The organism is Bradyrhizobium jicamae, assembly GCF_018130695.1.
GTDB lineage: Bacteria > Pseudomonadota > Alphaproteobacteria > Rhizobiales > Xanthobacteraceae > Bradyrhizobium > Bradyrhizobium jicamae_B.
Genome location: NZ_JAFCJX010000053.1, coordinates 1 through 16286, shown reverse-complemented (window position 1 = coordinate 16286; position 16286 = coordinate 1). Strand labels below are relative to the sequence as shown.

Annotated in this window: 16 protein-coding genes; 11 read left to right on the top strand and 5 right to left on the bottom strand. The window is 64.3% G+C overall.

Translation table 11 applies throughout. The features are described from left to right. Positions 1–159 precede the first annotated feature (159 nt). A complete protein-coding gene (locus tag JQ604_RS40395; protein WP_212366339.1) occupies positions 160–612 on the bottom strand; it encodes a DNA polymerase III subunit chi in 453 nt (150 codons plus the stop codon). A 15-nt stretch (positions 613–627) separates the two neighbouring features. Next, positions 628–2133, bottom strand: a complete 1506-nt coding sequence (locus JQ604_RS40390; protein WP_212366338.1) for a leucyl aminopeptidase — start codon at positions 2131–2133, stop codon at positions 628–630. 490 nt (positions 2134–2623) lie between these two features. Here JQ604_RS40390 and lptF point away from each other — a divergent pair, with 490 nt between their 5' ends. The 8 genes from lptF (at position 2624) to JQ604_RS40350 (ending at position 12049) form a co-directional block, all read left to right on the top strand. Further along, complete coding sequence (gene lptF / locus JQ604_RS40385; RefSeq protein ID WP_212366337.1) at positions 2624–3793, top strand: LPS export ABC transporter permease LptF; 1170 nt, start codon at positions 2624–2626, stop codon at positions 3791–3793. Beyond that, positions 3790–4887 (top strand): LPS export ABC transporter permease LptG, encoded by a 1098-nt coding sequence (gene lptG / locus JQ604_RS40380; protein ID WP_212366336.1) that lies wholly within the window; start codon positions 3790–3792, stop codon positions 4885–4887. The genes lptF and lptG overlap by 4 nt, the downstream gene beginning before the upstream one ends. After that, positions 4887–7382: an LPS-assembly protein LptD gene (locus tag JQ604_RS40375; protein ID WP_433996335.1), complete on the top strand. Its 2496-nt coding sequence runs from the start codon at positions 4887–4889 to the stop codon at positions 7380–7382. Before lptG ends, JQ604_RS40375 begins: the two co-directional genes overlap by 1 nt. Before the next feature lie 71 nt (positions 7383–7453). After that, the gene (locus JQ604_RS40370; RefSeq protein WP_212366335.1) at positions 7454–8407 is read left to right on the top strand and encodes a SurA N-terminal domain-containing protein; all 954 of its coding nucleotides are present in this window, start codon (positions 7454–7456) and stop codon (positions 8405–8407) included. A 6-nt stretch (positions 8408–8413) separates the two neighbouring features. Further along, a complete protein-coding gene (gene pdxA / locus JQ604_RS40365; protein ID WP_212366334.1) occupies positions 8414–9418 on the top strand; it encodes a 4-hydroxythreonine-4-phosphate dehydrogenase PdxA in 1005 nt (334 codons plus the stop codon). Beyond that, positions 9415–10269 carry a 16S rRNA (adenine(1518)-N(6)/adenine(1519)-N(6))-dimethyltransferase RsmA gene (gene rsmA / locus JQ604_RS40360; RefSeq protein ID WP_212366333.1) on the top strand — a complete coding sequence of 285 codons (855 nt, stop codon included), beginning with the start codon at positions 9415–9417 and terminating at the stop codon, positions 10267–10269. Before pdxA ends, rsmA begins: the two co-directional genes overlap by 4 nt. A gap of 17 nt (positions 10270–10286) precedes the next feature. Continuing rightward, positions 10287–11345, top strand: coding sequence for an alcohol dehydrogenase (locus JQ604_RS40355; RefSeq protein WP_212366332.1), 1059 nt, complete (start codon positions 10287–10289; stop codon positions 11343–11345). A 92-nt stretch (positions 11346–11437) separates the two neighbouring features. Beyond that, entirely contained in the window at positions 11438–12049 is a 612-nt protein-coding gene (locus JQ604_RS40350) for a Uma2 family endonuclease (RefSeq protein ID WP_212366331.1), read from the top strand. 26 nt (positions 12050–12075) lie between these two features. Here the strand turns inward: JQ604_RS40350 and JQ604_RS40345 are convergent, their stop codons facing one another. Continuing rightward, positions 12076–12465, bottom strand: coding sequence for a VOC family protein (locus tag JQ604_RS40345; protein ID WP_212366330.1), 390 nt, complete (start codon positions 12463–12465; stop codon positions 12076–12078). Between the two features lie 205 nt (positions 12466–12670). On the opposite strand from JQ604_RS40345, the gene JQ604_RS40340 reads away from it, so the two are divergent. After that, on the top strand, positions 12671–12823 hold the full coding sequence (locus JQ604_RS40340) for a hypothetical protein (protein ID WP_212366329.1): 153 nt from the start codon (positions 12671–12673) through the stop codon (positions 12821–12823). Between the two features lie 79 nt (positions 12824–12902). Here the strand turns inward: JQ604_RS40340 and JQ604_RS40335 are convergent, their stop codons facing one another. Beyond that, on the bottom strand, positions 12903–13217 hold the full coding sequence (locus JQ604_RS40335; protein WP_212366328.1) for a GNAT family N-acetyltransferase: 315 nt from the start codon (positions 13215–13217) through the stop codon (positions 12903–12905). 100 nt (positions 13218–13317) lie between these two features. On the opposite strand from JQ604_RS40335, the gene JQ604_RS40330 reads away from it, so the two are divergent. Next, positions 13318–14118 (top strand): helix-turn-helix domain-containing protein, encoded by an 801-nt coding sequence (locus JQ604_RS40330; RefSeq protein ID WP_433996336.1) that lies wholly within the window; start codon positions 13318–13320, stop codon positions 14116–14118. A 51-nt stretch (positions 14119–14169) separates the two neighbouring features. Here JQ604_RS40330 and JQ604_RS40325 read toward each other — a convergent pair whose 3' ends face one another. Next, the gene (locus JQ604_RS40325; RefSeq protein WP_212366327.1) at positions 14170–14718 is read right to left on the bottom strand and encodes a carboxymuconolactone decarboxylase family protein; all 549 of its coding nucleotides are present in this window, start codon (positions 14716–14718) and stop codon (positions 14170–14172) included. 181 nt (positions 14719–14899) lie between these two features. Between JQ604_RS40325 and JQ604_RS40320 the strand changes: the two genes are divergently transcribed. Next, a complete protein-coding gene (locus JQ604_RS40320; protein ID WP_212366326.1) occupies positions 14900–16012 on the top strand; it encodes a helix-turn-helix transcriptional regulator in 1113 nt (370 codons plus the stop codon). Positions 16013–16286: the final 274 nt, after the last annotated feature.

The following is a 16286-nucleotide window of genomic DNA, read 5'->3' as shown; positions in this document are numbered from 1 at the left end:
CTACCCCCTAGAGCATGATCTGGAAAAACGCCAAGCGGTTTCCGGAAAGATCATGCCCAAACAAAGACCCTAAAGGCTTGTCCCAACATCACTTTGCGGCATGACCGTGGCTTGCCGCAAGAAACCTAAGATTAGCATTAATACCTAACTATTGCTTTACTATTGCTTGCGCTGCCAACGGCCACGCTCGTCGGCCTGCCAATAGGTCACCTCGAAACCCCTGGCCTTGCAGGCCGTCCAGCTTTCGCGTGCGGAGGCGAGCGCATCCGGGTCGTCGCCATTGAACACCAGCACCAACCGCTCGTAGCTGTTGGAATCGGCGGGCAGCGTGGCGTTGTCGACCAGGAAACGGACATTGGCGCCGTTCGGGTTGCCCTCCTCGGTCGACAGGATGATCGGCTGGTCCTGCGCATCGCCGACCCGCCAGCTGGCATGCGGCAGGAACGAATCGTCGCTGTAGGTCCACAAATGCGCATCGAGCGCCTCGGTGCGTTCGAGCGACGTCGATTGCACGACCACGCGCCAGCCGCGCTCGAGCGATTTCTCGAGCAGCGGCGGCAGCACGCTTTCCAGCGTCATGTTCTGCAAATGATAGAACAGGACTTCGGTCATATCAGGCGCAACGCCTTACTTTTTCGCTTCGTAATAGTCGGCCACGAGACGATCGAGCAGGCGCACGCCGTAGCCCGATCCCCAGCTCTGATTGATCTCGCTCTTCGGCGCGCCCATCGCGGTGCCGGCGATGTCGAGATGCGCCCACGGCGTGCCGTCGACGAATCGCTGCAGGAACTGCGCCGCCGTGATCGAGCCGCCGTAGCGCGAGCCGCCGGTGTTCTTCATGTCGGCGAATTGCGAATCGATCTGCTTGTCATAGGCCGCGCCGAGCGGCATGCGCCACACCGTCTCGCCGGTCTCATTGCCGACCTTGGTCAGCCGCTCCGACAACTCGTCATTATTGGAGAACAGACCGGCGTGCTCGGTGCCGAGCGCAACCATGATCGCGCCGGTCAGCGTCGCCAGATCGACCATGAATTTCGGCTTGTGCTTCTTGGCGACGTACCAGAGCACGTCGGCGAGCACGAGGCGGCCCTCGGCGTCGGTGTTGATGATCTCGATGGTCTGGCCGGACATCGAGGTGACGATGTCGCCCGGACGCTGCGCATTGCCGTCCGGCATGTTCTCGACCAGGCCGATCGCGCCGACCACGTTGGCCCGCGCTTTACGCGCGGCGAGTGCGTGCATCAGGCCGACGACGCAGGCAGCTCCCCCCATGTCGCCCTTCATGTCCTCCATGCTGGCGGCGCCCTTGATCGAGATGCCGCCGGTATCGAAGCAGACGCCCTTGCCGACAAAGGCGACCGGCGCCTCGCCCTTCTTGCCGCCGTCCCAGCGCATGATCACGGTGCGGCTCGGCCGCGCCGAGCCCTGGCCGACGCCGAGCAGCGCGCCCATGCCGAGCTTGATCATCGCCTTGACGTCGAGCACCTCGACCTTGACGCCGAGCTTACGCAGCAGACCTGCCCGGCGCGCGAACTCCTCGGGGTACAACACGTTCGGCGGCTCGTTGACGAGGTCGCGCGCGATGACCACGCCGTCGACCACATCCGCGTTCGGCACGAATGCCTTCTTGGCGGCAGCGGCGTCATCGACGGCGATCGAGACGTCGGCCCGCACCGCGCCGCTGTCGCCGTCCTTCTTCTTGGTCTTGTAGCGGTCGAACTTGTAGGCGCGTAGCCGGATGCCACTGGCGATCGCAGCCGCCTGCTCGGCCTTCATCCCGCCCTCGGGCAGTTCGGCGATCACGGTCACCGCGCTGGTCGCGCCATTGAGCTTGCCGGCGGTCAGGCCGCCGAACTTGAGAAAATCCTTCTCCTTCAGCTCCGCCGGCTTGCCGGTTCCGATCACGATCAGCCGGTCGGCCTTCAACCCCTCCGGCGCCAGGATGTCGAGAACAGCACCGCCCTTGCCTTTGAACTGGTTGGCCGCCGCCGCCCGCTTCACGGTCTCGGCCGCCGTCCCAAGCGCCTTCCGCGTCGCCGCGCCAAGCTTCAACTGATCGTCGCAAAAGGCGACCAGGATGCCCTTAGGCGGAGCGGACAACGGGACAAAGCCGACCTTGACGGCGTCGGACATGGGCAAATCCTCCAGAATTCAGGGTGTTGCACGGGCTTTCGGAGATGCCCGGCGAGCTCGTTGATGCGCGTTGCGATGATGGTCCGAAGCGGTCCGGACCCGGGTTTGACGACACTATGACCTGTCGAGCGCGGCGCTGCCAAGGGCACGAGCGTATTCCAGCGAGGCCTGTCCCGGACTTGATCCAGGATGGGCACCGGTTGGCACAAAGGAAAACGCGCTAAAACAAGGAGCTAGGCCCCATTCCGATGACAATCGGAACGGAAACAGGCTCCAGCGTGGCCGGAGCGTGGCCGGAAGGTCACAAGTGAGGAATTACTAACCATATGGAAATGGTGCCACGTAGCAGCCATTTTGTTGACGGATCAACGGGATGGTATTGAGACAGCAAGAGCCGGACGAAGCGCGAGTCGACCATGGGGAGCCCGGTATCCGGGTTTGGTCGGATTTGCGGGTTTTGGGGCGCGAGTTGGGGTCGTACGGTTAAGTGATGGGGTCGATCGACAAGTATATCTTCCGCACGACGCTTGCGTCGTTTGCGCTTGTCCTGGTCAGCCTCACCGGGGTGATCTGGATTACCCAGGCGCTTCGCGGCATCGACCTGATGACCAGCCAGGGTCAGACCATCCTGACCTTCCTCGGCATCACCAGCCTGGTGATTCCCGCCCTCGTCCTGATCATCGCGCCGATCGCGCTGATGATCGCGATCTCGCACACGCTGAACAAGCTCGCGACCGATTCCGAGATCATCGTGATGAATGCCGCCGGCTTCTCGCCGTTCCGGCTGTTCCGTCCGTTCTTCTTTGCCACCTGCGTGGTGGCGGTGATGGTCACGTTCATTGGCGCCTATCTTGCGCCGGACGGCCTGCGGCGGATCAAGCAATGGGACGCCGAGATCACCGCCGACGTGCTGACCAACATCCTGCAGCCCGGCCGCTTCGCCCAGCTCGACGTGAACCTGACGGTGCGAATCCGCGAGCGCCTGCCCGGCGGCCAGCTCGGCGGCATCTTCGTCGACGATCGCAGGGATCCCAAGGAGCGCGTCACCATCATCGCCGACCACGGTACCGTGCTGAAGAACGAGGCCGGCTCTTATCTCGTGCTGGAGGACGGCAATCTCGAACGCTTCGAGATCGGCAAGCGCGAGCCGGCGCTGGTCGCCTTCGCCAGCTACGCCTTTGACATGTCGAAGTTCTCCAACCAGGGCCGCGACGTCTCGCTCGGCATCCGCGAGCGCTACCTGTGGGAGCTGATGTGGCCGTCGGAGGACGATCCGATCTACAAGCAGCTCGGCGGCCAGTTCCGTGCCGAGCTGCATGACCGCTTCATGGCGCCGGTCTATCCGTTCGCCTTCGCAGCCCTGACCTTCGCCTTCCTCGGCGCCCCCCGCACCACCCGCCAGAGCCGTAACCTCGCGATCGGCGGCTCGATCTTCGCCGTCTTCGGCCTGCGCATGGTGGGATTCGCCTGCTCGGTGATGACGGTGAAGAATCCGCTCGCCGCCGTCGTCCAGTATCTGATGCTGTTCGGCGGCATCGGCCTCGGCATCTGGATGATTCTTGGCGGCATCGTGGTCGAGCCGCCGGCCAGGCTGATGGAGGCCATCAACAAGAACAACGAGCGCATCGCGCGCTTCTTCCGGCGGCCGGCCACCGCATGAGCATGGTCACCAACACGCTCGGACGCTATTTCGCCGGCCGCTTCGTGCTCGCGGCGATGGGCACCTTTGCCAGCATCTTCGTGCTGCTGGTGCTGGTCGACTATATCGAGATGGTGCGCAAGACCTCAGGGCTGGTCGGCGCGTCCGCGATCACGATCGCCGAGACCTCGCTGTTCCGCGTGCCGCAGCTGCTCGAGAAGCTGATGCCGTTCTGCGTGCTGATCGGCGCGATGACCTGCTACCTCGCGCTGTCGCGGCGGCTCGAGCTGGTGGTGGCGCGCGCCGCCGGCATCTCGGCCTGGCAGTTCGTCGCGCCGGCGTTGGCGAGCTCGTTGCTGCTCGGCTTCATGGCGACGGTCGCCTACAACCCGATGTCGGCGAACCTGCGCGAGCTTTCCAAGCGGATGGAGGCCGAGCTGTTCGGCTCGGCGCCCGGCGGCGGCATCCAGGACGCCTCCGGTTTCTGGCTGAACCAGATCAACAGCGAGGGCCAGGCCATCATCAACGCCGCGCGCAGTGAGCAGCAGGGCGTGCGGCTGACCGGCCTCACCGTGTTCCGTTTCGATACAAAGCTGCAATTCGAGGAGCGAATCGAAGCCCGCGAGGCCAGCCTCGAAGAGGGCCGCTGGGTGTTCAGGGACGTGCGCCGATTCTCGCTCGACAAGCCGCCGGCCGAGCAGGAAATCTTCGAACTGCCCACCACCCTCACCCCGGCGCAGGTGCGCAACAGTTTTTCGACCCCCGAAACTGTGTCCTTTTGGCAACTGCCGAACTACATCCGTTCGTCAGAGAGCTCGGGCTTCGCGACGGCCGGCTATCGCTTGCAGTATCATAAGCTCATCGCACAGCCGTTTTTGCTGGCTGCAATGGTGATGTTGGCAGCTTCGGTGAGCCTTCGCTTCTTCCGGATGGGCGGCGTGCAGAAGATGGTTTTGAGTGGCGTGGGCGCGGGCTTTCTGCTCTACGTTCTGCAGAAAGTAACGGAAGATTTGAGCAAGGCTGAGTTGATGCATCCCATCGCTGCGGCGTGGCTGCCCGTCTTTGTGGGCGGCCTCACCGGTTTCTTGGCCTTGCTGTATCAGGAGGACGGGTAGTGGCCGTTGTCGCCGCCCGCCAGTTGAGGTCGCCTGTGTTCGGGCGGCGCAGTGGTCTGCGCCGTCAACGCAGCCGCATGGCCGCGTTTGGCGCCTCGCTTGCCGCTCTCGTCGCGACCCTCGCGGTCGTCGGCGCGTTTAGCGTTGCCGTCACGACCGAGGCCTCCGCCCAGAGCTTCACCTACAATCCCCGCCCGCCCAAGCCGACCCGGCCGCCGCCGAAGAACGACGGCCAGATGCTCGTGCAGGCGACCGAGGTCGACTACGACTACAACAACCAGCGCGTGTCGGCGGTCGGCAACGTGCAGATGTACTACAACGGCACCAGCGTCGAGGCCGACAAGGTCATCTACGACCAGAAGACCAAGCGGCTGCACGCCGAGGGCAACATCCGCTTCACGGATGCCGAAGGCAAGATCACCTACGCCAACATCATGGACCTCAGCGACGACTATCGCGACGGGTTCGTCGATTCGCTGCGGGTGGACACCGAAGACCAGACGCGGATGGCTGCGACCCGCGCCGACCGCACCAGCGGCAATTACACCGTGTTCGAGAACGGCGTGTACACGGCCTGCGCGCCTTGCAAGGACGATCCGAAGAAGCCGCCGCTGTGGCAGGTCAAGGGCGCGCGCATCATCCACAATCAAGAAGAGAAGATGCTCTATTTCGAGAACGCCCAGCTCGAATTCTTCGGCGTTCCGATGGCCTACATGCCGTTCTTCTCGACGCCCGACCCGACCGTGAAGCGCAAGAGCGGCTTCCTGATGCCGAGCTTCACGACGGTGACGAACTACGGCGTCGGCGTCGAAATCCCCTACTACTTCGCGCTGGCGCCCGATTTCGACGCGACCTTCAGCCCGCGCATCACCAGCCGCCAGGGCGTGCTGTTCCAGGGTGAGTTCCGTCAGCGCCTGATGGACGGCGCCTACCAGATCCGCGCCTATGGCATCGACCAGCTCGACCCCGGCGCCTTCGCGGGCCAGCCCGGCGACCGCCAGTTCCGCGGCGGCATCGAGAGCAAGGGTCAGTTCGCGCTCAACGACAAATGGGTCTGGGGCTGGGACGGCGTGCTGCTGTCCGACTACTACTTCATGTCGGACTACCGCCTGTCGATGTACAAGGATCCGCTCAGTGCATTCATGGCGCTGCCGACGGAGGCGATCTCGCAGCTTTATCTGACCGGCGTCGGCAACCGCAGCTTCTTCGACGCGCGCACGATCTATTACCTGAGCTTCTCGGGCAACCAGAACCAGGTCCCGGTCGTCTATCCCGTGGTCGACTACAACAACGTGATCAACAGCCCGATCTTCGGCGGCGAGTTCAGCTACAAGTTCAACTTCACCAATCTGTCGCGCGACACCGCGGTGTTCGATCCGATCACCACGATCGCCAACACCAACAGCCTGTGCACGACCGCTTCCGCCGATCCGATGGCGCGGCTTCCCTCGCAGTGCCTGCTGCGCGGCATGCCCGGCACCTACACCCGCCTGACCGCCGAGGCGCAGTGGCGCAGGTCGTTCACCGATCCGCTCGGCCAGATCTGGACCCCGTTCGTCAGCCTGCGCGCCGACGCGATCAATGCCGACATCTCGAACCAGCCGGGCGTCTCCAACTTCCTGCCCGTCGGCGACACCCAGGCGCTTCGGCTGATGCCGACGGTCGGCCTCGAATACCGCTACCCCTTCATCAACGTGCAGCCGTGGGGCACGACGACGGTCGAGCCGATCGCGCAGGTCATCATCCGTCCGAACGAGACCTATGCAGGCAAGCTTCCGAACGAGGACGCGCAGAGCCTGGTGTTCGACGCCACCAACCTGTTCTCGGTCGACAAGTTCTCCGGCTACGACCGCGTCGAGGGCGGCGGCCGCGCCAATGTCGGCGTGCAGGCCACCACGCAGTTCGACAAGGGCGGCGCCGTCAAGGTGCTGTTTGGCCAGTCCTACCAGCTGTTCGGCCTGAACTCGTTCGCGGTCGCCGACGTCACCAACACCGGCGTCGATTCCGGCCTGCAGAATGCGCGCTCCGACTATGTCGCCAGCGTCAGCTATTCGCCGAACCGCACCTATACGTTCAGCGTGCGCTCGCGAATGGATGAGGCGACCTGGGAGGTCAACCGCTTCGAGGCCGAGGGCCGCGCCAGCTTCGACCGCTGGTCGGTCAGCATGATGTACGGAAACTATGCGGCGCAGCCGGAACTCGGCTACCTGACCCGCCGTGAGGGTATCCTCGGCTCCGCGTCGCTCAAGGTGGCATCGAACTGGGTGGTGTCGGGCTCGGCGCGCTGGGACCTTGAAGCCAACAAGATCAACCAGTACATCGTCGGCGCCGGCTATGTGGACGATTGCTTCGTGCTCGCCGCCAACTATGTCACCTCCTACCAGTACAGTGCCGGCAGCACGCCGCCGGTGCTCAGCCACGCGTTCATGTTCCAGATCGGCCTGCGGACACTTGCCAATTCGTCCGGGTCCAGCAGCTCGGCCGGCCTCCAGTAGCGTGGAACCAAACCTGAATCGGCCTCATTTGACCGCTTCAGTGCGAACGGTTTGAAACGGCTGAAATGATCATGACGACTGCACGCTTTTCTCATCCCCTTCGCTCGCTGCTGCGCCCGATCCTGCCCGGCTGCCTGCTGGCGCTGGCGCTGCTGTGCGGCGGCGCGCCGGCGCATGCCCAGAGCGTGGTGGTTCTGGTCAACGGCGAGCCCATCACCAGCTTCGACATCGAGCAGCGCACCAAGCTGAACTCGCTGACCAGCGGCGGCAAGAGCTCGAGCCGGGACGAGATCATCAACGAGCTGATCGACGAGAAGGTCAAGATCAAGGAAGCCAAGAAGTTCGGCGTCGACCCGTCCGGCAGCGACATCGACAGCTCCTATGGCACCATGGCCGCGGGCATGCGCGTCAACTCCGACCAGCTCACCAAGATCCTGGAGGCCAAGGGCATCCGGCCCGAGACGCTGAAGCAGCGCATCCGGGCCGACATGGTGTGGAGCAGCCTGGTGCGCGGCCGCTTCAAGGAGAGCCTGCAGATCGGCGAGAAGGATGTCGCCACCCAGGCCCAGGAGAGCGGCGAGAAGACCGAGATGGAGGCGTTCGAGTACCGCATGCAGCCGATCATCCTGATCGTGCCGCGCGGCGCGCCGCAGTCCGACTACGAGGCGCGCAAGAAGGAAGCCGATTCGATGCGTGAGCGCGTGCAGAGCTGCGACGAGGCCACCTCCTATTTCCGCGCGATGCGCAACACCGCGGTGCGCGAGATCGTAGTCAAGACCTCGGCCGACCTGCCGCAGGCGCTGCGCGACCTCCTGGACAAGACGCCGGTCGGCCATCTGACGCCGCCGGAGCTCACCAAGCAGGGCGTCGAGATGGTCGCGCTGTGCGGCCGCAAGGCGACCACGGTGGACACGCCGAAGAAGCGCGAGATCCGCGACAAGATGTTTCGCGCGAAGTACGACGCCAAATCGAAGGCCTACCTGCAGGAAGTGCGCAAGGCGGCGATGATCGAATATCGTCACTGACGCGCGATGCCCCTTCCCCTCGCAGTCACATCCGGAGAACCGGCGGGCATCGGCCCCGACATCACGCTTGCGACCTGGCTGCGGCGCCGCGAGCTCGACCTGCCGCCGTTCTACGTGCGCGGCGATCGCACCGCGCTGGCCGCCCGCGCCAGGGCGCTCGGGCTGAAGCTTGACCTCGCGGACGTCGATGTCGACGAGGCCGCAGCCGCCTTCGACCGTGCCCTGCCCGTCGTCGCCACCGGCACATCGGCGACCGCACTGCCCGGCAGACCCGATGACAGCAGCGCCGCGGCGGCGCTGGCCTCGATCCGCCACGCGGTCGCCGACGTCGTGGCCGGCAAGGCCTCCGCCGTCGTCACCAATCCGATCGCCAAGAACGTGCTCTACCGCGCCGGCTTCCAGCATCCCGGCCACACCGAATTCCTTGCCGAGCTCGCCGCCTCCGGCGGAAAAGTGCCGCAGCCGGTGATGATGCTGTGGTCGCCGCAGCTCGCCGTGGTGCCGGTCACGATCCATCTGTCGGTGCGCGAGGCACTCGCCCAGCTGACGACCGAGCTGATCGTCGCGACCGCGCGCATCGTCGTCGCTGACATGAGAGCGCGCTTCGGCCTCAAGGCGCCGCGGCTGGCGATCTCCGGCCTCAACCCGCATGCCGGCGAAGACGGCACGCTCGGCACCGAGGACATCGATGTCGTGGCGCCCGCGATCGGGATCCTGCGCAACGAGGGTGTCGCCGTGCGCGGCCCGCTGCCCGCCGATACCATGTTCCACCCGGCGGCGCGGAAAACCTATGACTGCGCGCTCTGCATGTATCACGACCAGGCGCTGATCCCGATCAAGACCATCGCCTTCGAGGACGCGGTCAACGTCACGCTCGGCCTGCCCTTCATCCGCACCTCGCCGGACCACGGCACCGCCTTCGACATCGCCGGTACGGCTAAGGCCAATCCGTCCAGCCTGATCGCAGCGATCCGGCTCGCGGCGCGGATGGCCGCGACCAAGAAGACGTGAGCGCGATCGACGATCTGCCGCCGCTGCGCGAGATCATTCGCGAGCACCAGCTGTCGGCGCGCAAATCGCTCGGCCAGAACTTCCTGCTCGACCTCAATCTCACCGCAAGGATCGCGCGCGCCGCAGGACCGCTGGAAGACTCCACCGTCATCGAGGTCGGTCCCGGCCCCGGCGGGCTGACGCGCGCGCTGCTCGCGCTCGGCGCCAAACGCGTGATCGCGATCGAGCGCGACGAGCGCGCGCTGGTCGCACTCGACTACATCGCGAAGCGTTATCCCGGCCGCATCGAGCTCATTCACGACGACGCCCAGCGCTTCGATCCGCGTCCCCTGCTCGACGGCGGAAAAGCAAAAATCGTCGCCAACCTGCCCTACAACATCGCGACCCAATTGCTGGTCGACTGGCTCTCGATCGAGCCTTGGCCGCCCTGGTACGACACGATGGTGTTGATGTTCCAGCGCGAGGTCGCCGAGCGCATCGTCGCGCATGAGAACGAGGAGGCCTATGGCCGCCTCGCCGTGCTCGCCAACTGGCGCGCCGAGACGAAGATCCTGTTCGACATCTCGCCTGCGGCGTTCGTGCCGCAGCCCAAGGTCACATCTTCCGTGGTGCGGTTAATTCCGCGCGCCACGCCCGAGCCGTGCGACCGCCGGATGCTCGAGCAAGTTGCGGCCGCCGCCTTCGGCCAGCGCCGCAAGATGCTGCGCCAGAGCCTGAAGTCGCTCTCCGTCGATCCGGCCCAGCTTGCGGCATCAGCGCAAATCGACGCAACGCGGCGCGCCGAGACCATACCGGTCTCGGGCTTTGTTGCCATGGCGCGCGAATTGGCGGATACACGCTCGGCAAAATAAATAACAGGAGAAAACGTATGGCGCGCATGGTTCGCCAATCCCTCGTCAAGTTCGATGCGCCGCTGTGCGAAACAATCATCGACACGCCGAAGCCGCAAGCACGCGAGGTGCTGGTCCGCATCGAGCGCTGCGGCCTCTGCCATTCCGATCTCCACATCCAGGACGGCTACGCCGATCTCGGCGGCGGCAAGAAGCTCGACACCACGCGAGGCATGACGCTGCCATTCACGCTCGGCCATGAGATCGCCGGCGTCGTCGACGAGGTCGGCGCGGACGCGCCGGGCGGTTTGGTCGGCAAGAAGGTCGCCGTCTTCCCCTGGATCGGCTGCGGCCAGTGCCGCGACTGCCTGGCCGGCGACGAGAACCTCTGCGTCAAGCAGCGCTTCCTCGGCGTCTCCATCGACGGCGGCTTTGCCACCCACGTGCTGGTGCCCGATGCAAAATACCTGCTCGACTATGATCCGCTGCCGGTGAACCAGGCCGCGACCTTGATGTGCTCCGGCGTTACCGCCTATGGCGCGCTGAAGCGGCTGGTCGACCGTCCGCGCCAGCGCAACCTCCTGCTGATCGGCCTCGGCGGCGTCGGCATGATGGGCCTGTCGTTTGCGCAGGCGATGTTCAAGCAGAACATCACCGTCGCGGATCTCAGCCCCGCCGCGCGCGAGACCGCGCTGAAAAACGGCGCGGCCAACGCCTACGATCCCTCCGAGCCCGACGTCGTCAAGCGCATGCTGAAGGAAAGCGACGGCGGCTTCGACGGCGTGGTCGATTTCGCCGGCAACGAGAAGTCGATGGCGTTCGCGGTCTCCACGGTCGCCCGCGGCGGCAAGATCGTGGTCTCCGGCCTGATGGGCGGCCAGTTCACGCTGCCGATGGTGCAATGGGTCTACAAGCGCATGACCATCGAAGGCTTCATGGTCGGCACGCTCGCGGAAGCCAAGGAATTGATGGCGCTGGCCCGCGCCGGCAAGGTCAAGCCGACGCCGATGAAGGAAGAGCCGATGGCCGACGTCCAGAAATGGATCGAGGAGTTGCGGGCCGGCAAGGTGGTCGGGCGGATTGTTCTGAAGAACTGAGGGGCGCTCTGGCGGAGAACGCCAAATGCCAACTTCCGCTTGGTCGGTCCGCAGCGTATCATCCTGCCCCGTGAACAGAGGCAGTTGAGACGATGCTCAACGAGCAGGAAGGCGCCAAGATAACTCCGGACGAGTTCCTTTCCTGGATTCCCAGCCAGGAAGGACGTTACGAGCTCGTCAATGGCGAAATAACGATGATGGCCGGTGCCGGCCGTCAGCACGATCGTATCGTCGCAAATCTCATCGCCGCTATCCGCCCCCAGACCCGCGGTGGTCGCTGCCAGACATTCACCAGCGACACCTATATCGCCACCGGACCGTCAACCCGACGGATGCCGGATTTGGGCATCGACTGCGGGATCCCATCCGACGATTCAGTCCTGGCGGACAAGCCGTCCCTAATCGTGGAAGTCCTCTCGCCGAGCACCCACAGCTTCAATGTCAGCGTCAAGCTTGCCGAGTACAAGGCACTTGCTTCGCTCGACTACATCCTGTTCGTCGACACCGAACGTCCGTCCGTACAGTTGTTCTGGCGAGACGCGGACGGCATCTGGAAAGACGCTGTGTTCGAGGGGCTCGGCGCAAGCGTTGCGCTCGAGAAACTCAACGTCTTGATTCCGCTTGGCGCAATTTACGACGAGATCCACTTCAGACCCAAGCCGAAGCTGGTGAAGCCGGAGGACGGCGAAGCGACAAGCGGGTAGATGGCAGCTGGATTCGCAAGACGTTGTCACTTCAGCTGCAACAGATCCCAGCGATTGCCATAGAGATCCTCAAACACCGCAACGATCCCGTATGGCTCCACGCGCGGCTCCTCGCGAAACCGCACGCCTCTCGCGCGATACGCTTCATAGTCGCGCCAGAAATCGTCGGTGTACAGGAACAGGAAGACGCGCCCGCCGGCCTGATCGCCGATGTGTTGCGCTTGATCCGCGGTGGCCGCCTTTGCCAGCAGAATGCGCGTCTCCATCGAACCCGGCGGCGCGATCAGGACCCACCTCTTGCCGTTGCCGAGGTCGGTGTCCTCGACCAGGCCGAAGCCGAGCTTTTCGGTGAAGTAGGCGATGGCTTCATCGTAGTCGCGAACCAGAAGCGAAATGGATCCGATGTGCTGGGGCATGGCGACAGTCTCCGCAGCCGTCTCTCCTCTGCAACGCATGGAGCAGCGCACCGCCAAAGCGCCACGCCCGAAACATTCAGAGCATGATGACATTGCTCCGAGATCAATGTTTCCATTGTACGAATATTGTACCGGAGCACATCCTGCATATCTAACAAATTGGAGGGGGGCCGCGGCCCGCAGGCCGAGCACGGAGACCACTGCAATGAACGTGAGCTATCTCGACTTATTCCTGGCATTCCTTGGCATGACCTTCGGACTGGTCTCGGCACTGCCGGGGCTGTTCTTCCAGCCTACGGTCGAGGCGGATCGGCCTGCGCCGGTCGATCAGCGAAAGTCCTTTGTCAGGAACAGCTGACGGGCGCCCGGCGGATCGCACGGGATCTCGCCGAAAACACGCCAGCCCAGGCGTTGATAGAATCCCGGCGCCTGAAAACTCATCGTGGGGCGACCCGTGCCCGGCAGCCACGACGGCGCGCCTCTTGCTCGACCATCTCCATCATGCGCGTCCCGACACCTGCGCCACGAAACGCCTCGGGCAGATACACAAGGCTGATGGTGAGAAGCCCGAACGCGGTCCCGGCCCTGATGCCGCCGACGATATCTCCGCCCTCCGAAGCGCGAGCGACGACGGACAACGGCACGCGATCCTGCGCGCCCGCGAACGCATCGGTGAAAGCGTCGAGACCGGTGCGGATGACCCTGGTCAACTCTCCTTCGGGTGAGCTGGACAGTGTGATGATCGGATTCATCGCGGTGGACCTCAGGTCTTCGTGACTTGATCGGGACTGATTGATCGTGCTCCTGCTCGGTCGGAAGCGCAGCATGGATCAGATCGGAATCAACACGTTCATGACCAACAACCCCTCCGAGCTCCGCGGTCTCTTGCGGCACTGGCGCCAGGCGCGCGGCATCAGCCAGTTCGACCTGTCCCTCACGTCGGGAATTTCCCAGAAGCATATCAGCTTCATCGAGAGCGGCAGGAGCAATCCGAGCCCGGACACCTTGATCACCATCGCCGAAGCCTTGGATATCCCCCTGCGCGACCGCAACGCCTTGCTGCTGGCGGCAGGCCATGCTCCGGCGTTCCCCGACTACCCCTGGGACTCGCAGGAGATGGCGAGCGTCACGAATGCCCTGAAGCGGATGTTGCGGCAGCATGAGCCGTTTCCGGCGATCGTGCTGGACAGATACTGGGACGTCCTCATCACCAACGATTGCGCGCCCCGGTTCTTCGGGCGGTTTGTCGACCTCGCGTCCCGCAAGCGACCGCGCAATATCCTGCATCTCATGTTCGATCCGTCCGGCCTGCGCCCCTTTGTCGCCAACTGGGAAGCGGTGGCGCGGAGCCTGTTCGAGCGCGTCTCCCGCGAAGCGGTCGGCCGCATCCTCGACCAGCGGACACAACGCCTCATCGCTGATTTGCAGGCCTACCCGGGGGTGAAGGAAGAATGGAGCCGTCCGCCGAGCGCCACGCTCCCGGTCGTGCCGCTCAGCTTCATGCTGGACGGTTGCCCCCTGAATTACTTCTCGATGGTGACGACGGTCGGAACGCCGCAGGCGATCGCCGCGCAGGAATTGCGGATCGAGTGCATGTTCCCGGCGGACGACGAGACGGAGACTCGCCACAGGTCCCTGTTCGCACCGACGTGAGCAGCCGAGCCCTGCTCGGTGCAGTCCCTGCACCGAGCATGATCCTGGCTGTCAGGCCGTCCACGCATGCGGACGGAACGTCGCTTCAAGCGGCGGCCTTGTGAGGTTTCCGGTGTAGTTGGTGATCGTCGAAGCCGCCACCACTGCAATGACCTCGAGCAGATGCGCCGGGCTGAAGCCGGCAGCGAGGAACGCGTCGATCTCCACATCGTCCAGCCGACCGCGCGTCTCGATCAGGCTTCTTGCCAGACGCGACAACGCGGCGGCATCGGCATCGCCGGGCGCGCGGCGCTCCCGAATGGCCTGGACGTCCGGAGCATCGAGCCCTTCCTTGAGCGCCAGAAACGAGTGGAACGCGACGGCCCAGGAACAGGCATTGGTGACCGCATTGGTCAGCAGCAACGTCTGGATTTGCCGCTCCGAAAAACTGCCGCCGTGGACGTTCCCGAACATGCCGACCAGAGTCCTGATCAGCACCGGCGAAGTTGCCATCGCGCCGGCGATGTTGGGGACGAATCCAAACGCGCTCCGAAGCGCCTGCAGCGATGCTGTTGATTGCTCCGGCGCGGACTCGATCGTGTGAATGGGGAATGTCTGCATTTTTCAGCCTATGTCGTTTGAATGAAGCCGAACGAAATTCAGGGATCTCGCTCGCTGCATTGACACGTGGCCGTCCCGCGATTTTCCTTCAACTACCCCGGGGGTAGTTGGCCGCCGAAGGCGTTGACGGCTCCGTCGCAGTTGCCGAATATCATGGCGTTCCCTGGCGACGGCAGCTTTCATGCATCTGGACATCGAGCGCTTGAAGAAGGCCAAGTCCCGCCTCGGTGAGGCGGTGCTCGATCCCGGCCAATGGCCCGATCTGATGCAGTCGCTCTGCGATGCGACGGCGACGACCGGCGCCGTGCTGGTGCAGAGCGATATCCGCACGCCGGATGTCCCGGTCACGCCGAGCATCGCCGAGATGATCGACAGCTATTTCGAGGCCAATCTGCACGTCACGGACGTTCGCGCCATCAGGGGCGTGCCGCTGCATCAATCAGGCCGGCGTGTGTTGCGGGACCAGGATATCTTCGCCTCCGAGGCGGACATGCTGCGCGAGCCGCTTTACCGGCATCTCGACCGCTACGGCTTTCGATGGTGGGCGGCGATCTCGTTCTATTCCGGACCCGCGCAATGGGCCTTCGCGTTTCAACGAAAGATCACGGAAGGCGCATTCGAGGCGGACGAGGTCAAGGCGCTCGCCTCGCTCGCCGATTCCCTGACTGACGTGGCGACGCTGTCCCGCCTGGTCGGCCGGCAGGCCCTGCTCGGCTCTCTGAACGCATTCGAGATGATCGGCGAGCCCGCGATATCCCTGATGCGCAGCGGGCGCGTGTTCGAGATCAACCCGGCCGCCGAGGCACTGTTCGATTCCGACTTCGGCATCAGCAACAGGCGCCTGCTTTTCAGCGACGGACGCGCGAGCCATGCCCTCGCCCACCTGCTGTCCGAATGCGCCGACGAGAGCGAGTTGCGGCTGCACCCGTCACGCCGCACGGGGAACATCGTCGTCGCGCAGCGCCGGGCCAGGCGCCCGCTCCTCATCAAGGTGCTGCCCGTGCACGGCGCCGCCAGCTCGCCGTTTCTCGGCGCCAGATTCATTCTGGTGCTGCGCGACCTCGAGACGATCAGGCACCCGGCGCCGGCCGTGTTGTCCGAACTGTTTTCGCTGACGCCGGCCGAAACCAGGATCGCCGCGATGATCGCGGCGGGTCTGTCGCCGGACGAGATCTCCGGCCAGCTCCAGATCTCGGTTCAGACGGTCCGCAACCAGATCAAGGCCGTGTTCGCCAAGACCGGCACGCACCGGCAAAGCGAGCTCGCGGTCCTGATCTCGCGCGTCGCGGGGTAAAGTTGAGCTTCGTAGGATGGGTGGAGCGCAAGCGATACCCATCATCTCACCGCGCAGCACGAAGGTGATGGGTATCGCTGCGCTCCACCCATCCTACGAAGCTAAAGCGCTCCCGCTGATATTAGACCGCTGATTTGCCCGACGGCGCAAGGGCCCGGAGTGAAAATATTTCCGCTTTACGCGAACTTCCGATTATGCTAACAATATGCCCGTCTCACCCGACACGAGGGGCGCTCGCGAACGCCACGAACGTGGGTGACGATGCGGTGGCCGC

Coding starts and splice junctions, on each gene's coding strand:
- JQ604_RS40395 (WP_212366339.1), bottom strand. CDS start 612: ATGACCGAAGTCCTGTTCTATCATTTGCAGAACATGACGCTGGAAAGC.
- JQ604_RS40390 (WP_212366338.1), bottom strand. CDS start 2,133: ATGTCCGACGCCGTCAAGGTCGGCTTTGTCCCGTTGTCCGCTCCGCCT.
- lptF (WP_212366337.1), top strand. CDS start 2,624: ATGGGGTCGATCGACAAGTATATCTTCCGCACGACGCTTGCGTCGTTT.
- lptG (WP_212366336.1), top strand. CDS start 3,790: ATGAGCATGGTCACCAACACGCTCGGACGCTATTTCGCCGGCCGCTTC.
- JQ604_RS40370 (WP_212366335.1), top strand. CDS start 7,454: ATGACGACTGCACGCTTTTCTCATCCCCTTCGCTCGCTGCTGCGCCCG.
- pdxA (WP_212366334.1), top strand. CDS start 8,414: ATGCCCCTTCCCCTCGCAGTCACATCCGGAGAACCGGCGGGCATCGGC.
- JQ604_RS40355 (WP_212366332.1), top strand. CDS start 10,287: ATGGCGCGCATGGTTCGCCAATCCCTCGTCAAGTTCGATGCGCCGCTG.
- JQ604_RS40350 (WP_212366331.1), top strand. CDS start 11,438: ATGCTCAACGAGCAGGAAGGCGCCAAGATAACTCCGGACGAGTTCCTT.
- JQ604_RS40345 (WP_212366330.1), bottom strand. CDS start 12,465: ATGCCCCAGCACATCGGATCCATTTCGCTTCTGGTTCGCGACTACGAT.
- JQ604_RS40340 (WP_212366329.1), top strand. CDS start 12,671: ATGAACGTGAGCTATCTCGACTTATTCCTGGCATTCCTTGGCATGACC.
- JQ604_RS40335 (WP_212366328.1), bottom strand. CDS start 13,217: ATGAATCCGATCATCACACTGTCCAGCTCACCCGAAGGAGAGTTGACC.
- JQ604_RS40330 (WP_433996336.1), top strand. CDS start 13,318: ATGACCAACAACCCCTCCGAGCTCCGCGGTCTCTTGCGGCACTGGCGC.
- JQ604_RS40325 (WP_212366327.1), bottom strand. CDS start 14,718: ATGCAGACATTCCCCATTCACACGATCGAGTCCGCGCCGGAGCAATCA.
- JQ604_RS40320 (WP_212366326.1), top strand. CDS start 14,900: ATGCATCTGGACATCGAGCGCTTGAAGAAGGCCAAGTCCCGCCTCGGT.